13 protein-coding genes are annotated in these 15,738 nt (G+C 70.3%); 7 read left to right on the top strand and 6 right to left on the bottom strand.

Translation table 11 applies throughout. The features are described 5' to 3' along the window. The first annotated feature begins 511 nt into the window (after positions 1–511). Positions 512–979, top strand: coding sequence for a hypothetical protein (locus IE272_RS38820; protein WP_229897486.1), 468 nt, complete (start codon positions 512–514; stop codon positions 977–979). A gap of 88 nt (positions 980–1,067) precedes the next feature. Here IE272_RS38820 and IE272_RS23515 read toward each other — a convergent pair whose 3' ends face one another. Continuing rightward, entirely contained in the window at positions 1,068–2,255 is a 1,188-nt protein-coding gene (locus tag IE272_RS23515) for a PP2C family protein-serine/threonine phosphatase (protein ID WP_190007833.1), read from the bottom strand. A 552-nt stretch (positions 2,256–2,807) separates the two neighbouring features. Here IE272_RS23515 and IE272_RS23510 point away from each other — a divergent pair. From IE272_RS23510 to IE272_RS23495, 4 genes are all read left to right on the top strand, one after another. Then, positions 2,808–2,963, top strand: a complete 156-nt coding sequence (locus tag IE272_RS23510; protein ID WP_229897514.1) for a DUF6131 family protein — start codon at positions 2,808–2,810, stop codon at positions 2,961–2,963. Between the two features lie 431 nt (positions 2,964–3,394). After that, complete coding sequence (locus IE272_RS23505; RefSeq protein WP_190007831.1) at positions 3,395–4,636, top strand: lycopene cyclase family protein; 1,242 nt, start codon at positions 3,395–3,397, stop codon at positions 4,634–4,636. Beyond that, on the top strand, positions 4,633–5,361 hold the full coding sequence (locus IE272_RS23500; RefSeq protein ID WP_190007829.1) for a class I SAM-dependent methyltransferase: 729 nt from the start codon (positions 4,633–4,635) through the stop codon (positions 5,359–5,361). The genes IE272_RS23505 and IE272_RS23500 overlap by 4 nt, the downstream gene beginning before the upstream one ends. Beyond that, positions 5,361–6,914, top strand: coding sequence for an FAD-dependent oxidoreductase (locus IE272_RS23495; RefSeq protein ID WP_190007858.1), 1,554 nt, complete (start codon positions 5,361–5,363; stop codon positions 6,912–6,914). The genes IE272_RS23500 and IE272_RS23495 overlap by 1 nt, the downstream gene beginning before the upstream one ends. Positions 6,915–6,955: 41 nt before the next feature. Here the strand turns inward: IE272_RS23495 and IE272_RS23490 are convergent, their stop codons facing one another. From IE272_RS23490 to IE272_RS23470, 5 genes are all read right to left on the bottom strand, one after another. Continuing rightward, positions 6,956–7,972, bottom strand: a complete 1,017-nt coding sequence (locus IE272_RS23490) for a Rieske (2Fe-2S) protein (protein ID WP_190007826.1) — start codon at positions 7,970–7,972, stop codon at positions 6,956–6,958. Then, positions 7,969–8,997: a phytoene/squalene synthase family protein gene (locus IE272_RS23485; protein WP_190007824.1), complete on the bottom strand. Its 1,029-nt coding sequence runs from the start codon at positions 8,995–8,997 to the stop codon at positions 7,969–7,971. Before IE272_RS23485 ends, IE272_RS23490 begins: the two co-directional genes overlap by 4 nt. Next, complete coding sequence (locus IE272_RS23480; RefSeq protein ID WP_050361416.1) at positions 8,994–10,517, bottom strand: phytoene desaturase; 1,524 nt, start codon at positions 10,515–10,517, stop codon at positions 8,994–8,996. Before IE272_RS23480 ends, IE272_RS23485 begins: the two co-directional genes overlap by 4 nt. Beyond that, a complete protein-coding gene (locus tag IE272_RS23475; protein WP_050361415.1) occupies positions 10,514–11,788 on the bottom strand; it encodes a polyprenyl synthetase family protein in 1,275 nt (424 codons plus the stop codon). The genes IE272_RS23480 and IE272_RS23475 overlap by 4 nt, the downstream gene beginning before the upstream one ends. 437 nt (positions 11,789–12,225) lie before the next feature. Then, a complete protein-coding gene (locus IE272_RS23470; RefSeq protein ID WP_143674052.1) occupies positions 12,226–12,744 on the bottom strand; it encodes a hypothetical protein in 519 nt (172 codons plus the stop codon). Positions 12,745–13,284: 540 nt separating this feature from the next. On the opposite strand from IE272_RS23470, the gene IE272_RS23465 reads away from it, so the two are divergent. Continuing rightward, positions 13,285–13,869 carry an NADPH-dependent FMN reductase gene (locus IE272_RS23465; protein ID WP_050361413.1) on the top strand — a complete coding sequence of 195 codons (585 nt, stop codon included), beginning with the start codon at positions 13,285–13,287 and terminating at the stop codon, positions 13,867–13,869. A 100-nt stretch (positions 13,870–13,969) separates the two neighbouring features. Beyond that, positions 13,970–15,556, top strand: a complete 1,587-nt coding sequence (locus tag IE272_RS23460) for an MFS transporter (protein ID WP_050361412.1) — start codon at positions 13,970–13,972, stop codon at positions 15,554–15,556. Positions 15,557–15,738: the final 182 nt, after the last annotated feature.

Below are 15,738 nucleotides of genomic sequence, written 5' to 3'. Positions count from 1 at the left end.
CTACCGACCAAGGAGCACGAGCGAAGCGGGACGAAACTGCGAGAGGAAACGCCCTCTCACCACGGGAACTGAAGGCCGACCGCTACCCGGCTGGTCCACCGACGCCGACCGCACTGAGGACATCAGGTGGCGCCCGCCACCACCACGCTCACCTGCGCGCCGCCACTGTCGAGCTGGGCGGTGAGCTGGAGCTCCCAGCTATCCGTAGCGGGCGCTTCAGGGGCGCGGTCATTCCAGAAGGCTGCGCGGTCAGCGGGCCGAACTCGCAGGCAAGCTGGTTCCACGTCAGAACCTCGCCACAGCGGGCCCGCACCCCCGGAACCGACCACGGCAGGGCGAGGATCTACCACCGTCCGGCCTTCCGGTGGATCCGGGGTGGTGAGCGGCCGGGGCGAGTGCCCACGGCGTACGCCTCGCGGTGAGCGCGGGCCAGTGTCCGTACGGCCCGGGCGCCGGTTATCCGCGTATGACGATCGCACCCTTGCCCGCTCCTGCCGGGCCTGCTGGCGACATGCCTCTGTACGAGCCGTGGGCGGGGGAGCCCGACGTTCTAGCTGAAGCCTCCGAGGTCGGCCGCCGGGCGGCGGCGTGGATCCGGTCGCTGCCCGGACCGCCGGTCTCCTGTCCGGTCGGTGCCTGGCTCGCCGGTGCGCTGCCCGAGGCGGTGGAGACTGCGATGGGCTCCCTGGACCCGGTGGACTGTGACCGCATGGGCCCGGACGGGCGGATCATCGAGGGCGCCGGCGGTGTGGACGCCTGGACGATGAGTACCTTGTCCGTGGTGCCGTGTGTGCTCTCGGATGCGGTCTGGCTCACCCCGGACCAGCAGGTCCGGCTCCTGGCGGTGGCCTGCGTGGTCAGCGGGATTGTGCGGCTACTCGCGGACGACCCGGGCACCGAGATCCTGCACGGCCTGATTGCCCGGATGTGCGCCACCCTCGACCACTGTGGTGCCACCCTCGGCCACCGTGGCCGCTGAGCGTGTCGTCCTGTGAGTCCACTCGTCCTGGATCGCCGGGCTGTTTAGCGCGGTTGCTGTGCAGGTCTGGCTGCTGCGGTGGTGTTGTTTAGTTGTTGTGGTGGGTTTGGGGTCCGTGCCAGTCGAGGCAGAGGACAGTGGCGTCGTCTTTGGGTGGGTGTCCGTTGTAGGCGTCGGCGACTGCGGTGGCCATGGTGCGGACGACTTCTCGTGGGTGTTCGGCGGCGGTCTGTCGCAGGAGTGCGGTCAGGTCGATGGTTTCTGCTTCGCGTTCCTGCATGCCGTCGGTGTGGAGGAGGAGGCGGTCGCCGGGGCGCAGGTCGATGTCCTGGACCTGGTAGGCGCCTTGGAGGGCGACGCCGAAGGGCATGTTCGCCGCGAGAAGCACTTCGCTGACGGTGTTGTCGCGGAGGCGGAGGGGGCGGGGGTGTCCGGCGTTGATGATCTGGGTGTGGCTGCCGTCGAGGGCGATGCGCAGAAGCTGGCCGGTGGCGAAGGTCCGCTGCCCGTGCTCCAGGAGGGCCTCATGAATCTGGCGGGCCTGTTCGGCGAGGTCCGATCCGGCGCGGCGGGCGCCGCGGGAGGCGTTGACGGCGAGGGTGGCGGTGAGGGAGGCGTCGACGTCGTGGCCCATGGCGTCGGTGACGGACAGGTGCAGGGTGTCGTGGTCGAGGCTGTAGTCGTAGGTGTCCCCGGCGATGTCCGAGGCCGGGACCAGGGCTCCGGCGAGGGTGAACTCCGGCGCCTCGCAGGAGGGGGCCGAGGGGAGGAGCTGCCGCTGGATCTCCGCCGCCAGGCTGACCGTCGTGGTGCGGTTTCCCCAGTGGTAGAGGTCGGTGAAGCGGCGGTCGGTGACGATGATGTACGCCAGTGCGTGCGCGGCCTCCTCGACCTGCTCCAGCACGCTCTCGGTCACGACGTCGAGGAACAGCTCCAGCACACCGATGGTGTCACCGCGGTTAGTGACCGGTGCCAGTACCCGCCACCCTTGCGTTCCTTCCGCTGCGTGGACGACTTTCTGGGTGCGGAGCACGTCGTCGTACATGCTGCTGCCGGCGAGAGGGACCTGCTCGGCACGGTCCTCCTCGGGCAGAGCGACCGTGGCGTCATTGACCCGCAGCAGACGCCGGCCGACGACGTCGACGAAGAGGAACGACACGTACCGGGCGCTGAACCTGGTGCGCAGATTGCGGGCCACCACGTCCAGGGAATCCACCGGTGCGGCTTCCTCCGCCGCCGCCAGCACTTCGGACAGAGCGATCCGGTTCCGCGACACGACAGCCTCCAGTGTTACGGGGGTTCCGACCGCCAGGGAGTACGTGCCGGGGTCGAACAGCTCGACGACATTACCTGCCCTTGTACCTCGTACCTCGTACCTCGTACCTCGTACCTCGCCCTGTCCCCATTTCCCAGGCCCCGCTCCTGCGGGGGGCCGAGGTGGGTTGCGGGCAGGCGTCAGGTGACGCGGGCGCCGTCCACGGTCGGGTAGATGTTCAGGACCCGGTCGATGGACACGCTCACCGAGGCGGACCGGCGGGTGGGCCTCGCGCAGGCTGAACGTGGCCTTCGTGCCGGTCATCTGGTGCAGCGACAGCGGCACCAGGCCCCACCGGGTGGTGTCCGGGGCGGGCAGCGGGTGGCTCATCCGCAAGTCGTTCGGCCAGATCTTCCGCTTGCCCAGCAGGACGTACGGCTTCGCGGCGTCCTGCCCGTCGGCGGCCAGGACGAATATGCCGTGTCGGTGCGGCCGGGGCCTGGCCGCCCCTGTTGTGGGCTGGGCACGACGGCGCGAACCTGGTAATAGAGAATGTCCATGATCGGAGGCACCATGATCGTCCTCGGCCTCATTCTCCTGATCATTGGTCTGATCGCTGGCATCGACGTCCTGTGGACCATTGGGATAATCCTGGTGGCCATCGGCGCGGTGCTGTGGGCTCTCGGAGCCCTGGGGCACGCGGTGGGGGGACGACGGCACTACTGGTAACAGGCTGATCCTCCGGGCACCACGGCGGCTTCGAGTTCGCAGTCCGCGACCTGCGCCACACCGCCGACGGCTGTCAGAACGTGCGGATCATCAAGGAAAGTGCAGCGACGGCAGGTTTGAGCAGGGCGTCGGTGGTCATGGTGCGAGCGTCGGCGCGGCAAGGTGTGAATGAGATGCCTGCCGATGAGAACGCGTGCCCGGGCCGAGCAGGCAAAGGGCGGCATGCTCGTGATCACCCGTGGTTGAGGTGGAGCTGGCGTGCCGCCACGGGGCCTGCTGGCCTTACCGCCACTCAGGTGTGAGCGGCAGTGCAGATCGGGTCGGAGGGAGCACAGCGGGATACGGTCACGTGGAACCCACCCGACCGGCGTTTCGATGTGAAGGGCGGCGGCTTTGCCCCCCCGCATCCGAGAGAGACCGAGAGGAATGCCGTGCCCGCTGACTTCGACGTCGTCATTGTGGGCGCCGGTGCGGCCGGACTGAGCCTGGCGTACGACCTCTGCGCGCAGGGCAGTGCTGTACCTTTATCGGTCGCCCTCGTCGATGCCCCCCCGGGGCCTTTGAGGGCGCCCCCGCGGACCTGGTGCTTCTGGGAGCCGCCGGGCGGGCCCTACGATCCGAGCCTGGCCCATTCCTGGCCCCGGCTGCGGTTTCGGGCAGCCGACGGCGCTTCGACGGTGGTCCAGCTCTCGCGGCTGCACTACAAGATGCTGCGCTCGGACGCTTTCGAAGCGCTGGTCGAGCAACGGTTGTCCCGTGCGCCGGCCCTGCGCCGGATGGAGGCGACGGCGAGTGCCGTACGCGACGTTCCGTCCGGCGCTGGCGGTGAGGTGCTGACGCAGGTCGCGTGCGGTGAACGGGTCCTCGTGCGCGGCCGACTCGTCTTCGACTCCCGGCCGCCGTACCACTTGCCGCCCGCTCGCACCACGCTGCTCCAGCATTTCACCGGCTGGTTCGTCCGCACCGAGCGTCCCGTGTTCGATCCGGAGACCGCGGACTTGATGGACTTCCGTACGCCGCAGCCCGCTCGTGGGCTCTCGTTCGGCTATGTCCTGCCGCTGGACCCGCACACCGCGCTGGTCGAGTACACCGAGTTCTCACCTGCCCCGCTGGACGCCGACGGCTACCGGCGTGCTCTGCGCCACTACGCCCACGACGTGTTGAGGCTCGGGCCGTTCGACGTCACGGCACAGGAGCACGGCGTCATCCCCATGACGGATGGTCGCTTCCCGCACAAGCAGGGCCGTTCGGTGTATCGCATCGGCACTGCCGGAGGCGCGACCCGCCCGTCGACCGGTTACACCTTCGCGGCCGTGCAGCGACAGAGCCGGGCCATCGCCGATCAGTTGCGCTCCGGACGCCCCCTGCGCATGCCCGTCCCGTACGGGCGGCGGGCGCGGATGATGGACGCCGTGATGCTGCGGGCCCTGGACAGCGGCAGGGTGAACGGCGCGGACTTCTTCAGCCGCCTCTTCCGCGGCGTTCCCGGCGAGCGGCTGCTCAGCTTCATGGACGGCAGTTCGCGACTGCATGAGGACCTGCTCATCGGCCTGCGGACACCGATGGCCCCCATGCTGCGGACCGTCTTAGAACTCCCTTTCAGAATCCGGCGTGAACGCCCAGCGGCTCCGCTTCCTCCCTCACCGTCCACCCACGAAGAGAGCACTCCATGACCCTGTTGCGCGGTGACGCACTGTCCGAGGCCTTCGACCATGGCTCCGCCGCGTACGACCGCCTCGTCTCGGCCAGCCCCGGCTACCACGCGCACCTGCGCCGCTCCGCACGCCGACTGGGCCTGCCGGAGGAGGGAAGAGGGCTGCGCGTGCTCGACCTGGGATGCGGAACGGGCGCTTCCACGGCCGCGCTTCTCGCTGCAGCCCCGCGCGCCCGGATCACCGGAGTCGACGCTTCCGCAGGAATGCTGGACCGCGCGACGGCCAAGACCTGGCCGCAGGGCGTCGACTTCGCGCATCACCCGATCGAGGAGCTGGCCGGACGGCTGGAAGCCGGTTCCTTCGACGCTGTGTTCGCCGGTTACCTCTTCCGTAACCTCACCGACCCCGACGCGGCCCTCGACATGGTGCGCGGTCTGCTCGTACCGGGCGGCCGCCTCGCCGTCCACGAGTACGCGCTCGGCGGATCACCCGTCCACCGTGCCCTGTGGAGCGCGGTCTGCTCGCTGATCATTCAGCCTGCCGGCCGGCTCGCCGGGGACGCCGACCTCTACCGTCACCTGCGGGTCAGTGTCACCCGGTTCGACACGGCTCCCTTGTTCGCCCAGCGGTTGCGCCGAGCCGGCTTCGCCGACGTACGCATCCTCCCGCTGCCCGGCTGGCAGACCGGTATCACCCACACCTTCGTCGGTCGCACCACCGCGGGCTCGGGAGTGCAGGCGTGATGTTCCTGCGGGACAGCGGCAGGGGCCACCGGCGAGGCCGGGACCGGCAGGCGGCAATCGTGCCGGCACCGGCCGGCCGCGCCCGGTTCACGGGGCACGCTCCCGCTGTGGCGGTCGTCGGCGGCGGCATCGCAGGGATCGCGGCGGCCACTCTCCTGGCCGAACGCGGCGCACGCGTAACTCTCCACGAGCGCGAACCGGACCTGGGCGGGAGGCTGTCGGGATGGCCCACCGAGCTCGCCGACGGCACCACGGTGACCATGAGCCGCGGGTTCCACGCGTTCTTCCGGCAGTACTACAACCTGCGAGGACTTCTGCGTCGGGTCGACCCGGACCTCGTTTCCCTGACCCGGCTGCCCGACTATCCGCTGAGGCACAGCTCCGGCCTGCGGGACAGCTTCGCCCGGGTGCCGCGCACGCCTCCGCTCAGCGCCATGGGGTTCGTCGCTCTCAGCCCCACATTCGGTCTGGGAGACCTGACCCGGATCAACCTGAGGGCGGCACTGGGGCTGCTGGACGTGCGGGTGCCCGAGGTCTACGAACGACTCGACGGGATCAGCGCCACCGACTTTCTCCACCGCATCCGCTTCCCTGAATCCGCCCACCACCTGGCGTTCGAGGTTTTCTCCCGCAGCTTCTTCGCCGACCCGCGTAAACTGTCGGCGGCCGAACTGGCGCTGATGTTCCACATCTACTTCCTCGGCTCCAGCGAGGGCCTGCTCTTCGACGTGCCCGGCGAACCGTTCCCCACAGCCCTGTGGGAACCGCTGCACCGCTACCTGGAAGTCCACGGCGCCGACGTACGGACACAGACACCGGTCCGGCAGGTTCGCCCCCTGCGCGACGGCGGGCTGGACCTCACGACCGACGACCGCACCATCCAGTACGACGCCCTCGTCCTTGCTCTGGACAGCGGCGCCCTGCGCCGCCTCGTCGCCGCGTCTCCCGAGTTGGGCGACACCGACTGGCGCGCACGGATCGCACGGTTGCGCACCGCCCCGCCGTTCCTGGTCTCACGGCTCTGGCTCGATCGGCCCGTGGCGTACGACCGGCCGGGGTTCCTGGGCACCAGCGGCTACGGTCCGCTGGACAACGTGAGCGTCCTCGACCGCTGGGAGGGAGAGGCCGCCCGCTGGGCCCGGCGCACGAGGGGCTCGGTCGTCGAGCTGCACGCCTACGCCGTCGCACCGGGCTCCGACCGGTCCGCGGTACAGGACGAGACGCTGAGACAACTGCACCGGATCTACCCGGAGACCCGCAGCGCCCGCGTTCTGGACGAGCGCCACGAGTGGAGGGCGGACTGCCCCATGTTTCCCGTGGGCGGCTACCGGGACCGGCCCGGCGTGCGCAGCCCCGACCCCACGGTCACCGTTGCCGGGGACATGGTCCGCACCGATCTGCCCGTGGCCCTGATGGAACGCGCGGCCACCAGCGGTTTCCTCGCCGCGAACGCCCTGCTGGAACGGTGGGGCGTACGTGGACAGACGCTCTGGACCGTCCCGCGGGCGGGACGGTCGGCGGTTCTGCGCCGGCTCGCGACGCTGGCCGACTGATGGAAGGGCCCTGTGGAGCTGACGAAAAGGGGAGCCGTTCGTCAGCCCGGGAACGTCCCGCTGTCGCGGAGTTCCCAGCGCCTCTCCGCGTACGCCAGGTCGTCCCGCCACAACCGGCCGGCCGTGGCACGCATCAGGGGGCGCAGCAGCGGAGCGGCTGCCCGGGCCACGGCGAATCCACGACGGTCCGACGCCGCGACCAGTGCCTCCGTCACGGCGGTGCGGGGCTTGCCCTGCTCGTCCGGAGCGATGGGTGTGGCGTGGGTCTCCACGACGGACCCCGCGCCCTCGCCCTCGACGATGTGCATGACGACCGTACGGGGATCGGGCGCCGTGAACCGGGCCCGGACCGGCACCACCAGCCGCCCGGCCACCTTGAAGGACACATCGACGGTGAACCCGGCGTCGTCCGCCGGGCTGTCGGCGGGGGTTCCCGTCACCGTCAGGTCCACGAAGGAGTACGGGTGGAACCACGCGCCGTGCCACGGATCGAGGCGGTTGGCCACCACGTCTTCCGGCTCGCAGCGGCCTACGCCGGAGTAGACCGCCTCCACGGCGTCCCGCGCCCTCGGCCGGGCGGGTACGTAGGGACGCTCCGAAGGGGGCTCGCCCCCCATTCGGTCGAGCCGCACCCAGAGAAGGACCCCGTCGTCGAAGGCGGGATAGGGCTCCCATCCGGCGAACGGTTCGCCGTCCAGTACAAGTCCGTGCCAGTGACAGACCAGCGTGCCGCAGCGGACGGGGCTGTCGCGCAGCGGCGCCCCCAGATGCGGGCACGCTCCCGGACCGGTGCGCAGCTTTCCCCCGCGGTCGCGCCACGCCACCACTTCGGTGGAGCCGACCGTGACCCCGAGGGCCTTCCTGGGAGGAAGGTCGCGCGAGGCCCCGATGACGTACCAATTGCCGGAAGGCCTGCTCTGCGCACGCTTGAGGGCCTCCGTGATGAGTCCGGGTTTCGCCTCGCGCCACGTGGGCGCCTGACGCTCCCACGGGACGGGCGCCCGCCGCACTCGCAAGGGAATGCGCCCGGATCGCGGGCGTCCCGCCTCCGGGCTCATACGGCCTCCTCCCGCACCGGGGCCGGGGCACCGGCAGTCCGCGGCCAGGACGTCCCGTCGGACCGGACCGCCGCGAACGCGTCTGCTCGGCGCCGGCGCACTCTGCGTGCGGCGACCGCCCGCACCAGGCCGTCCAGCGCCACGGCGGCCCGCCGTCGGCGCGGGACGACCGCCCGGCGGTGCAGGACCGCGTACCCGTCCGCCTCAATCGCGTCGAGGATGCCGCTGTACAGCACAAACGCCGTACGGATGCAGGGCCGCGACACCGGGGCGAGCATCGCGATACCGGGCAGGGCGGCCCGGTAGACGGTTCGGTTGTGGGCTGCGGCGGCCCGCAGTACGTCGGTGATCCGGGCGTCCGGCATCCCCGTACTCCGGCTCCACTCGAAGCGTTCCCGGTCCGCCCCGTGCGCGGCCAACAGCTCGGCCGGCAGATAGAGCCGGCCCCGGTCCAGGTCCTCGCCCACATCCCGCAGGAAGTTGGTCAGCTGGAAGGCGACACCGAGCGCGGCCGCATGCGGTGCTGCCTCCTCGCGCGCCGTCACCGTTCCGAGCACCGGCAGCATCTGAAGGCCGATCACCGCGGCCGAGCCGTGCATGTACCGGCCGAGTTCCTCGTACGACGCGTAGCCGCCGACCGTCAGGTCGCTGCGCATGGAGGAGAGGAAGTCGGTGAAGTGTCGATGGTCGATGCCGTACCGGCCCGCCGTGTCGGCCAGGGCACGGATCACCGGCTCGGCGGCCCGGGCCCCCCGCCGCCCCGTCTCCAGCTGGGCTTCCAGGGCGAGCAGCGCGCGGGCGCGATCCCCGGGCGTGGCTGTGCTGTCGAGATCGTCGACGATGTCGTCGGCCCGGCGGGCGAAGCCGTACAGGGCGTGGACGGCCGGCCGCCGGTCGACGGGAAGGAGCCGCGTCGCGAGGAAGTAGGTCTTGCCATGACGGGCGTTAAGAGCGCGGCAGCGGGTGTACGCGGCCCGGAGCGCGGGGTCATGGATGCCTGCTGCGTCGAGTTCGTGGACGGTCATGCGCTGGAACCTCTCCGGGCATGGCGCGGGGTCCGGGCGGCTCTGGGGCCGGTGATCCTCTCCGCAGCCAGCTTCCCCGAGATCAGGACGGTCGGCACGCCGACGCCGGGCGTAGTGCCGCAGCCGGCGAGGACGGCGTTGACCGTGCCCCGCACCAGGTTGCGCGGCCGGAAGGGACCGGTCTGGGGAAAGGTGTGGGCCACGGAGAAGGGGGTGCCCGCAGCATGCCCCTGCGCGGTCCAGTCGGCGGGCGTGACCAGCCCCTCCTCCTCGATCGCCGCGCCGAGGCCGGGCATCTCGCGGCGCTCCAGCTCGGCCAGCAGCTCGTCCCGGTAGCGGGGCCCCAGCTCCCGCCATTCCCGTACGCCGGGCCCGACCTCGGTATTCGGGCAGGGAGCAAGCACGTAGTGGAGGTGCCTGCCCGGTGGTGCGAGCGAGGCGTCGCTCGCGGTGGGCCGGGTGATGAGGAGGGAGGGGTCCGACATCAACTTCCCGGTGCGGGTGAGTTCGTGGAAGGTGCTCTTCCAGGCCGCACCGAAAGAGATGGTGTGGTGCGCCAGTTCCGGCCAGGTGCGGTCCGTGCCCGCGTGCAGGATCACTGCGGACGGCGAATGCCGCAAGGGCAGGGGGCGGTGTGGGCTGCGGCCGAGCAGCCGGTAGCTGATGGGGAGATCGGGAGTCAGGACGACCGCGTCGCACGGAATGCGTTCCTGGTCGGTGACAACAGCGGTGACCCGGTCACCCGAGCGCTCCAGCCGGGTCACGCTCTGCCCGTAGCGGAGGGAGGCTCCAGCATCGGCGGCCGCATCCGCCATCGCCCGGGGCAACGCGTGCATGCCGCCCCGGGGGAAGTACACACCGGCCACCGTGTCCATGTAGGCGATCACCGCGTACGCGGCCAGCGCCCTCGCCGGCGGCACGCCCGCGTACAGCGCCTGGAAGGAGAAGACCCTGCGCAGCCGTTCGTCCGAGACGAAGTGCCCAATCCGCGCGTCGAGCCGGCCGAAACCGCCGAGCGCCGCAAGGCGGACAAGGTCGGGATGGGCGAGCTGGAGCGGTGAGTCGAAGTTGGTGTCGATGAAACGGTGCATCTGCACCCGGTAGAGGCGCTCCAGCCAGATCCGCAGCCGCCGGTAGCCGACCGCCTGCCGGGCCCCCGCGAACTCCTCGACGGCGGCCTCCATCGCAGCACCGTCGGTGTGCACGTCGAGCTGGGACCCGTCGGCGAACCGGGCCCGGTAGGCAGGGGCCAGCCTGATCAGCTCCAGCCGGTCGGTCATCCGCTCGCCGACCGCGGCGAAGGCCTCCTCCACCAGATCCGGCATCGTCAGCACGGTCGGCCCGGTGTCGATACGGAAGCCTCCCGACTCCAGCAACCCGGCCCGGCCCCCGGGCACGCCTTCCCGCTCGACGACCGTCACGCGGCGGCCCGCGCCCAGCAGGTGCAGCGCGGCGGCCAGTCCTGCCAGACCGGCACCGACCACCACCACATGGTCGACGGGCCCCATGACCGTGATCACCCCGCACTACCTCCTTCGGCCGCGATCAGTACCGAGGAGACACCCGCCGCCCCGCTGCCGCGACCGCGCGTCTCGCCGGCGGTGGGGGAGTGGCCAGTCCGCTCTCCAGAGACCGTGCGCAGCAGACCGAGCAGCTGGCGGCCGCCATGCGCATCCACGTCGACGGCCTGTCCCAGACGACGTACGGCATGGTCGTGGAGACGCTCCGCCTTCCGCTCCACATGGGCACGCACCCCCGTCACCTCAAGCACGCCGCGTACGTCCGCGAGATCCTCCTCGGTGAGGTTGGCGTTGCCCGTGACGCGAGCGAGGAGGGCCAGTGCCTCTTCGTCGCCCGCCGCTTCGGCCCACCTCCGGGCGACAGCCAGCAGGTAGGTCGGCTTGCCCTCGCGGATATCGTCGCCGGACGGCTTCCCGGTCAGCCCCGGGTCACCGAAAACCCCGAGCAGATCGTCCCGCAGCTGAAACGCGATACCGGCACACCGGCCGGCGGAGCGCAGAGCGTCGGTGGTCCGCTCATCGGCGCCTGCCAGGGCGGCGCCGAGCGCCAGAGGCCGCTCGACAGAATACGAAGCGCTCTTGAGACAGGCGGTCCGCAAGGCTTGCGCCACTGATGACTCGCCACTGACCTGGCCACGCAGATCCAGGTACTGTCCGGCAACCATCTCGGTCCGCATAGCCCGCCACAGGGCGCCGATCCGACGCCGCTGGACGGCAGACAGTACGGTCTCCGCCACCGTGTCGTCGGCCCAGGCCAGCGCGAGGTCACCCGCCAACACGGCGGCTGAAGTACCGAAGACGAAACCCCGCTCGGAATCCGGCGAGAGACCCGCACGCTCTGCCAGCCCGATGTGCACGGCAGGCTTCCCTCGGCGAAGCCGCGAACGGTCCATCACATCGTCATGAATCAGCGCGCAGCTCTGGATGAGCTCCAGCGCCACCCCGAGCCGCAGCGCCGCAGCGGTCTCAGCCGCACCGCAGGAACGCATTCCCCACCACAGAAGGCGGGGCCGCATCCGCTTACCGCCCTCCAGCGTGAAATCCGCGACCCGCCGCGCCAACTCCTCGCAGAACAAGACGTCGCTCCGTAAGGCCTCGTCGACTCGGTCCGCCAGTACTGCCCGCGCAGTGCGCAGAACCGCATCGACCACGTCCGAGTCCACGACCTGGGCGTCCTCGGACGACGAGGGGTGGTGACGGCGCCCGCCCGGCTTGCAGGCCGGGCGTGAGGACTCGCCGAGCGAGTCCTCCGTAGGCTGGCGACGGCCCATCTCACGCCTTTCCGAGATCAGTGGTGATGACGAACGATTCGTCACTGCGGCCTGGTGCGTACCCCGATCGCATGCGTTCGTGCCCTGCAGATCAGAGTCCGCTGCACGAAAGCAGGCTCTGATGCAGAGACGATCACGCCAGTCCCACACTCCGAGTGGAGAAACACCCCGGACACGTCATGACGACGGCCACCACGCCCATATGGCCCACGGAAATGGGCGCACGCTGGACCGCCCCAGCAGCAGCACCTCTCAGCTGTCGATAAACCTTGGCGCTCGATGAGGTGGGAGCGTGCCCTGGGGGGCCAGCAGAGCCGTTCGAGAATCGACGCTCAGAGCACGGCTCGGTCGACGGCCTGGACGACGTCACCGTCACCTGCGCAGCTGCTCAACGAGCCCGGCCCACCAGAACTACGCCGATCACCGTTCGTGCTCCGTCAGTCCTCCGAGGTGTCCATGGACTCGAAGGTCTCGCGCATCAGCTCGTCGATGGTTCCCGGCCTGTCGGCCAGGGAGTCGAACAGGTCCGCGAGCAGCCACAGCACGAACCCATGGACCATGGCCTCCGCCGGATCGATCGTCCCGAACCGGTCGCGCCAGGCAACGGTGCCCATGCCCATCGCGGCGGCCATGAGGACCCCGGTCACCATCGGCACCTGCTCCGGGTCGGCCAACTCGAACGACGGCAGCCGACGGATCACGGCAGGAATCAGGTCGGTCAGCGGATCGAGCTGCTCCCCACCCCCGGGCGGCTCCGCGATCAGATACCCGGTCAACACCCCCACCAGGAACACCGTGCCCCGCGAGACCTCCTCACGCCCGACGGACTCCATCGCCGCCTTCAGCCGCTGCTGCGCCTGCTGGCGCTCCTCGGCAGGCGTCCGCTTCTCCAGGACCCGGTAGGCGTCCCACGCCGCACGGACCGCCTCATCCACCACTACTCCGTCGCTGCTCATGAAGGCGACCGTAGGCGAGACGACTTCATCCGCGAAGATCGGCACCGGTGTTACGCACAGCCCCGCCCTCTGAGGTCTATGAGCCTCACAGGGTTCCCCAGGTAAGCGAGGCGCGCTGTGAGGGTGTGAGGGTGTGAGGCGAGGGTCTGCCGCAACAGGATGCCGCTGCTCCTGGCCGTGCTGCTCGCCAGGGTGCGCAGCAAGTGCTGCTTTGTGGTCCTGGTGGTGGTGCGGGTTGCAGCACGGTGGTCTCGCGGGTGCGGCACAGCATTTGCATGGGCCAAGCGGCACACGGGGGCTGCACGGGTAGCAGGCCGGCCCCGACCGGTGCAGCACGGCGGGCTGCTGCACGCTGCTGCCTCCAACCGGTGCCTGCTCCGGAGCCGGGCAGCAGAACCTCCGACCCGTTACGGCGGCCGCAGGGGATCCATAGCCAGGCCGAAAGGGAACCGAGAGCGGACCGAGAGCGGACCGAGAGCGCATCACGAGTGGCACGGCGCACCGTATGAGGTGCAGGCACCGAGCCCGAGGGGAACCGTGATGCGTGAACGCAGACTGAACCTGGCCGTACTCATCGGCAGCACCCGCGCCGGCCGCTTCGGCCCCGTCCCCGCCCAGTGGATCGCCGCCGAGGCGGCCAAGCGCGGCGACTTCGACGTCGATGTGATCGACCTGGCCCAGGTGTGGCTGCCCGACGTGCTGCCGGAGAGCCTCGACCGCCCGCTGCCGCAGGCTGTGACCGACCTCGCCCCCTGGCTGGACAGGGCGGACGCGTTCGTGATCGTCACGCCGGAGTACAACCACAGCTTCCCCGCCTCCCTGAAGAACGCCATCGACTGGTACGTCGACGTGTGGAAGGCGAAGCCGGTCGCCTTCGTCTCCTACGGCGGCATGGCCGGCGGGCTGCGCGCGGTGGCCGACCTGCGGGGAATCTTCCCCGGGCTGCACAGCGTCACCGTCCGGGACTCGGTCTGCTTCCCGAACTACCGGGAGCACTTCGACGCCGAGGGCCGGCCCGCAGACCCCGAGGGTTGTGCAACGGCGGCCGAGACCATGTTCGACCAACTCGCCTGGTGGGGCCACGTCCTGAGCGACGCCCGCGCCCGGCAGCCGTATCCGGGCTAGGGCGTGTCCGGTCCTGATCCGCCGGGCACGCCCTGGACCCCGCGGCCATACACGTACGCAACGACGCCTGATCACGTACCAGGCCCAGGAAAGGAATGCCATGTCATCGAATGCCCCCGAGGCCCCGGTCCGGAAGGCCGGGACGCGGGAGTGGGTGGGACTGGCGGTGCTGGCCCTGCCCACCCTGCTGATCTCCCTCGACCAGAGCGTGTTGTACCTGGCCCTGCCCCACCTCGCCGAGGGTCTGAACCCCACCGGTACCCAGACGCTGTGGATCATGGACATATACGGCTTCCTGATCGCCGGCTTCCTGATCACCATGGGCACGCTGGGCGACCGGATCGGCCGCCGCAAGCTGCTGCTGATTGGTGCGACGGCCGTCGGCATCACCTCGATCGCCGCCGCCTACTCCACCAGCGCGGAAGGTCTGATCGCCACCCGCGCCCTGCTCGGCATCGCCGCCGCCACCCTGATGCCGTCCACCCTCGCCCTCATCAGCAACATGTTCGAGGACCCGTACCAGCGTGGTCGCGCCATCGCGGTGTGGGCCAGTTGCTTCATGGGCGGCACCGCGCTCGGGCCGGTCGTCGGCGGCGCGATGCTGGAGTACTTCTGGTGGGGCTCGGTGTTCCTCATCGGGGTGCCCGTCATGGTGGTGCTGCTGATCGTCGCTCCCTTTGTCCTGCCGGAGTACAAGAACCCCAACGCCGGCAAGATCGACCTGCTCAGCGTCCTGCTGTCGCTGGTGTCGATCCTGGCGATCATCTACGGGCTGAAGGAGCTCGCGCGTTATGGCGTCGAGCTGGTGCCGGTCCTCTCGATCGTCCTCGGCCTGGCGGTCGGCGCGGTGTTCCTGTCGCGTCAGGGCAAGCTCGACGATCCGCTGCTGGACCTGAAGCTCTTCAAGATCGGCGCGTTCACCGCCGCACTGCTGATCCTCATGGTCTCCATGCTGGGCACCGGCGGCGGCTACCTGTTCATCACCGGGTTCGTCCAGATGGTGGAGGGCTATTCGCCGCTGGAAGCGGGCCTGTGGATGGTGCCCGCGGCCATCGCGTCGATCCTCGCGGCGCAGCTGGCGCCGATCTTCGCCAAGCAGCACCCTCTCAGCACCGTCATCGGGGTGAGCCTGCTGATCGGCATGATCGGTTACGTGCTCCTCATCTTCGTCGGCCCTGTCGGTGGGATGCCGCTGCTGATCACCGGCTTCGTGATCACTTTCATCGGCGTCGGCACCTTCGGGGCGCTCGGCACCAACCTGGTCGTCGGGTCGGTCCCGCCGGAGCGGGGCGGCTCCGCGGCGGCGCTCTCCTCCATCAGCGGTGATCTGGGCACCGCACTCGGCATCGCCACGCTCGGCAGCCTGGGCACCGCGGTCTACCGCAGCTCGCTCGACGTGCCCGACGGCACACCGTCCGGCGCGGCCGACTCCGCCGAGGGGAGCATGGAGGGCGCGCTCAAGGCAGCTCGCGAACTGCCGTCCGATGCCGCCGACAGCCTGCTGGCTGCCGCATCGGACGCCTACGCCAGCGGGCTGAACGCGATCGGCATCGCGTGCGCCGTCGTCACCGCGATCAGCGCGACGTTCGCGTTCACGCTGCTGCGCAAGAGCCGCGGGGCCGTCCCGTCCGGCAACGCTCCGAAGGAGCGGGAGGAAAAGGGCGAGGACTCGCTCTCGACCACCTGAGCCCCTCCGGCGGGAACGGGTAATCAGGCACCGGGAACCAGAGGGAGAACACCGGCCCAGGACTCCACGGCCCGGGCCGGCGTCCTCCCGTACATTCCACGCGGTCCGCCGCGGGCTCGGCCCCTTGCCAGCGGCACCTCGGCGGCACCGAGCGCCGGCGCTCACGGGCCGGGCCCGGCCGC

Origin of the sequence: Streptomyces anulatus (assembly GCF_014650675.1) — a bacterium.
Taxonomy (GTDB): domain Bacteria; phylum Actinomycetota; class Actinomycetes; order Streptomycetales; family Streptomycetaceae; genus Streptomyces; species Streptomyces anulatus.
This window is presented reverse-complemented; position numbering and strand designations above follow the sequence as displayed.

What these genes read in the sequence shown, in the direction of transcription:
- IE272_RS23500 (WP_190007829.1), top strand. Translation starts at nt 4,633, where the DNA reads ATGACCCTGTTGCGCGGTGACGCACTGTCCGAGGCCTTCGACCATGGC.
- IE272_RS23475 (WP_050361415.1), bottom strand. Translation starts at nt 11,788, where the DNA reads ATGGGCCGTCGCCAGCCTACGGAGGACTCGCTCGGCGAGTCCTCACGC.
- IE272_RS23470 (WP_143674052.1), bottom strand. Translation starts at nt 12,744, where the DNA reads ATGAGCAGCGACGGAGTAGTGGTGGATGAGGCGGTCCGTGCGGCGTGG.
- IE272_RS23490 (WP_190007826.1), bottom strand. Translation starts at nt 7,972, where the DNA reads ATGAGCCCGGAGGCGGGACGCCCGCGATCCGGGCGCATTCCCTTGCGA.
- IE272_RS23460 (WP_050361412.1), top strand. Translation starts at nt 13,970, where the DNA reads ATGTCATCGAATGCCCCCGAGGCCCCGGTCCGGAAGGCCGGGACGCGG.
- IE272_RS38820 (WP_229897486.1), top strand. Translation starts at nt 512, where the DNA reads ATGCCTCTGTACGAGCCGTGGGCGGGGGAGCCCGACGTTCTAGCTGAA.
- IE272_RS23485 (WP_190007824.1), bottom strand. Translation starts at nt 8,997, where the DNA reads ATGACCGTCCACGAACTCGACGCAGCAGGCATCCATGACCCCGCGCTC.
- IE272_RS23465 (WP_050361413.1), top strand. Translation starts at nt 13,285, where the DNA reads ATGCGTGAACGCAGACTGAACCTGGCCGTACTCATCGGCAGCACCCGC.
- IE272_RS23510 (WP_229897514.1), top strand. Translation starts at nt 2,808, where the DNA reads ATGATCGTCCTCGGCCTCATTCTCCTGATCATTGGTCTGATCGCTGGC.
- IE272_RS23495 (WP_190007858.1), top strand. Translation starts at nt 5,361, where the DNA reads ATGTTCCTGCGGGACAGCGGCAGGGGCCACCGGCGAGGCCGGGACCGG.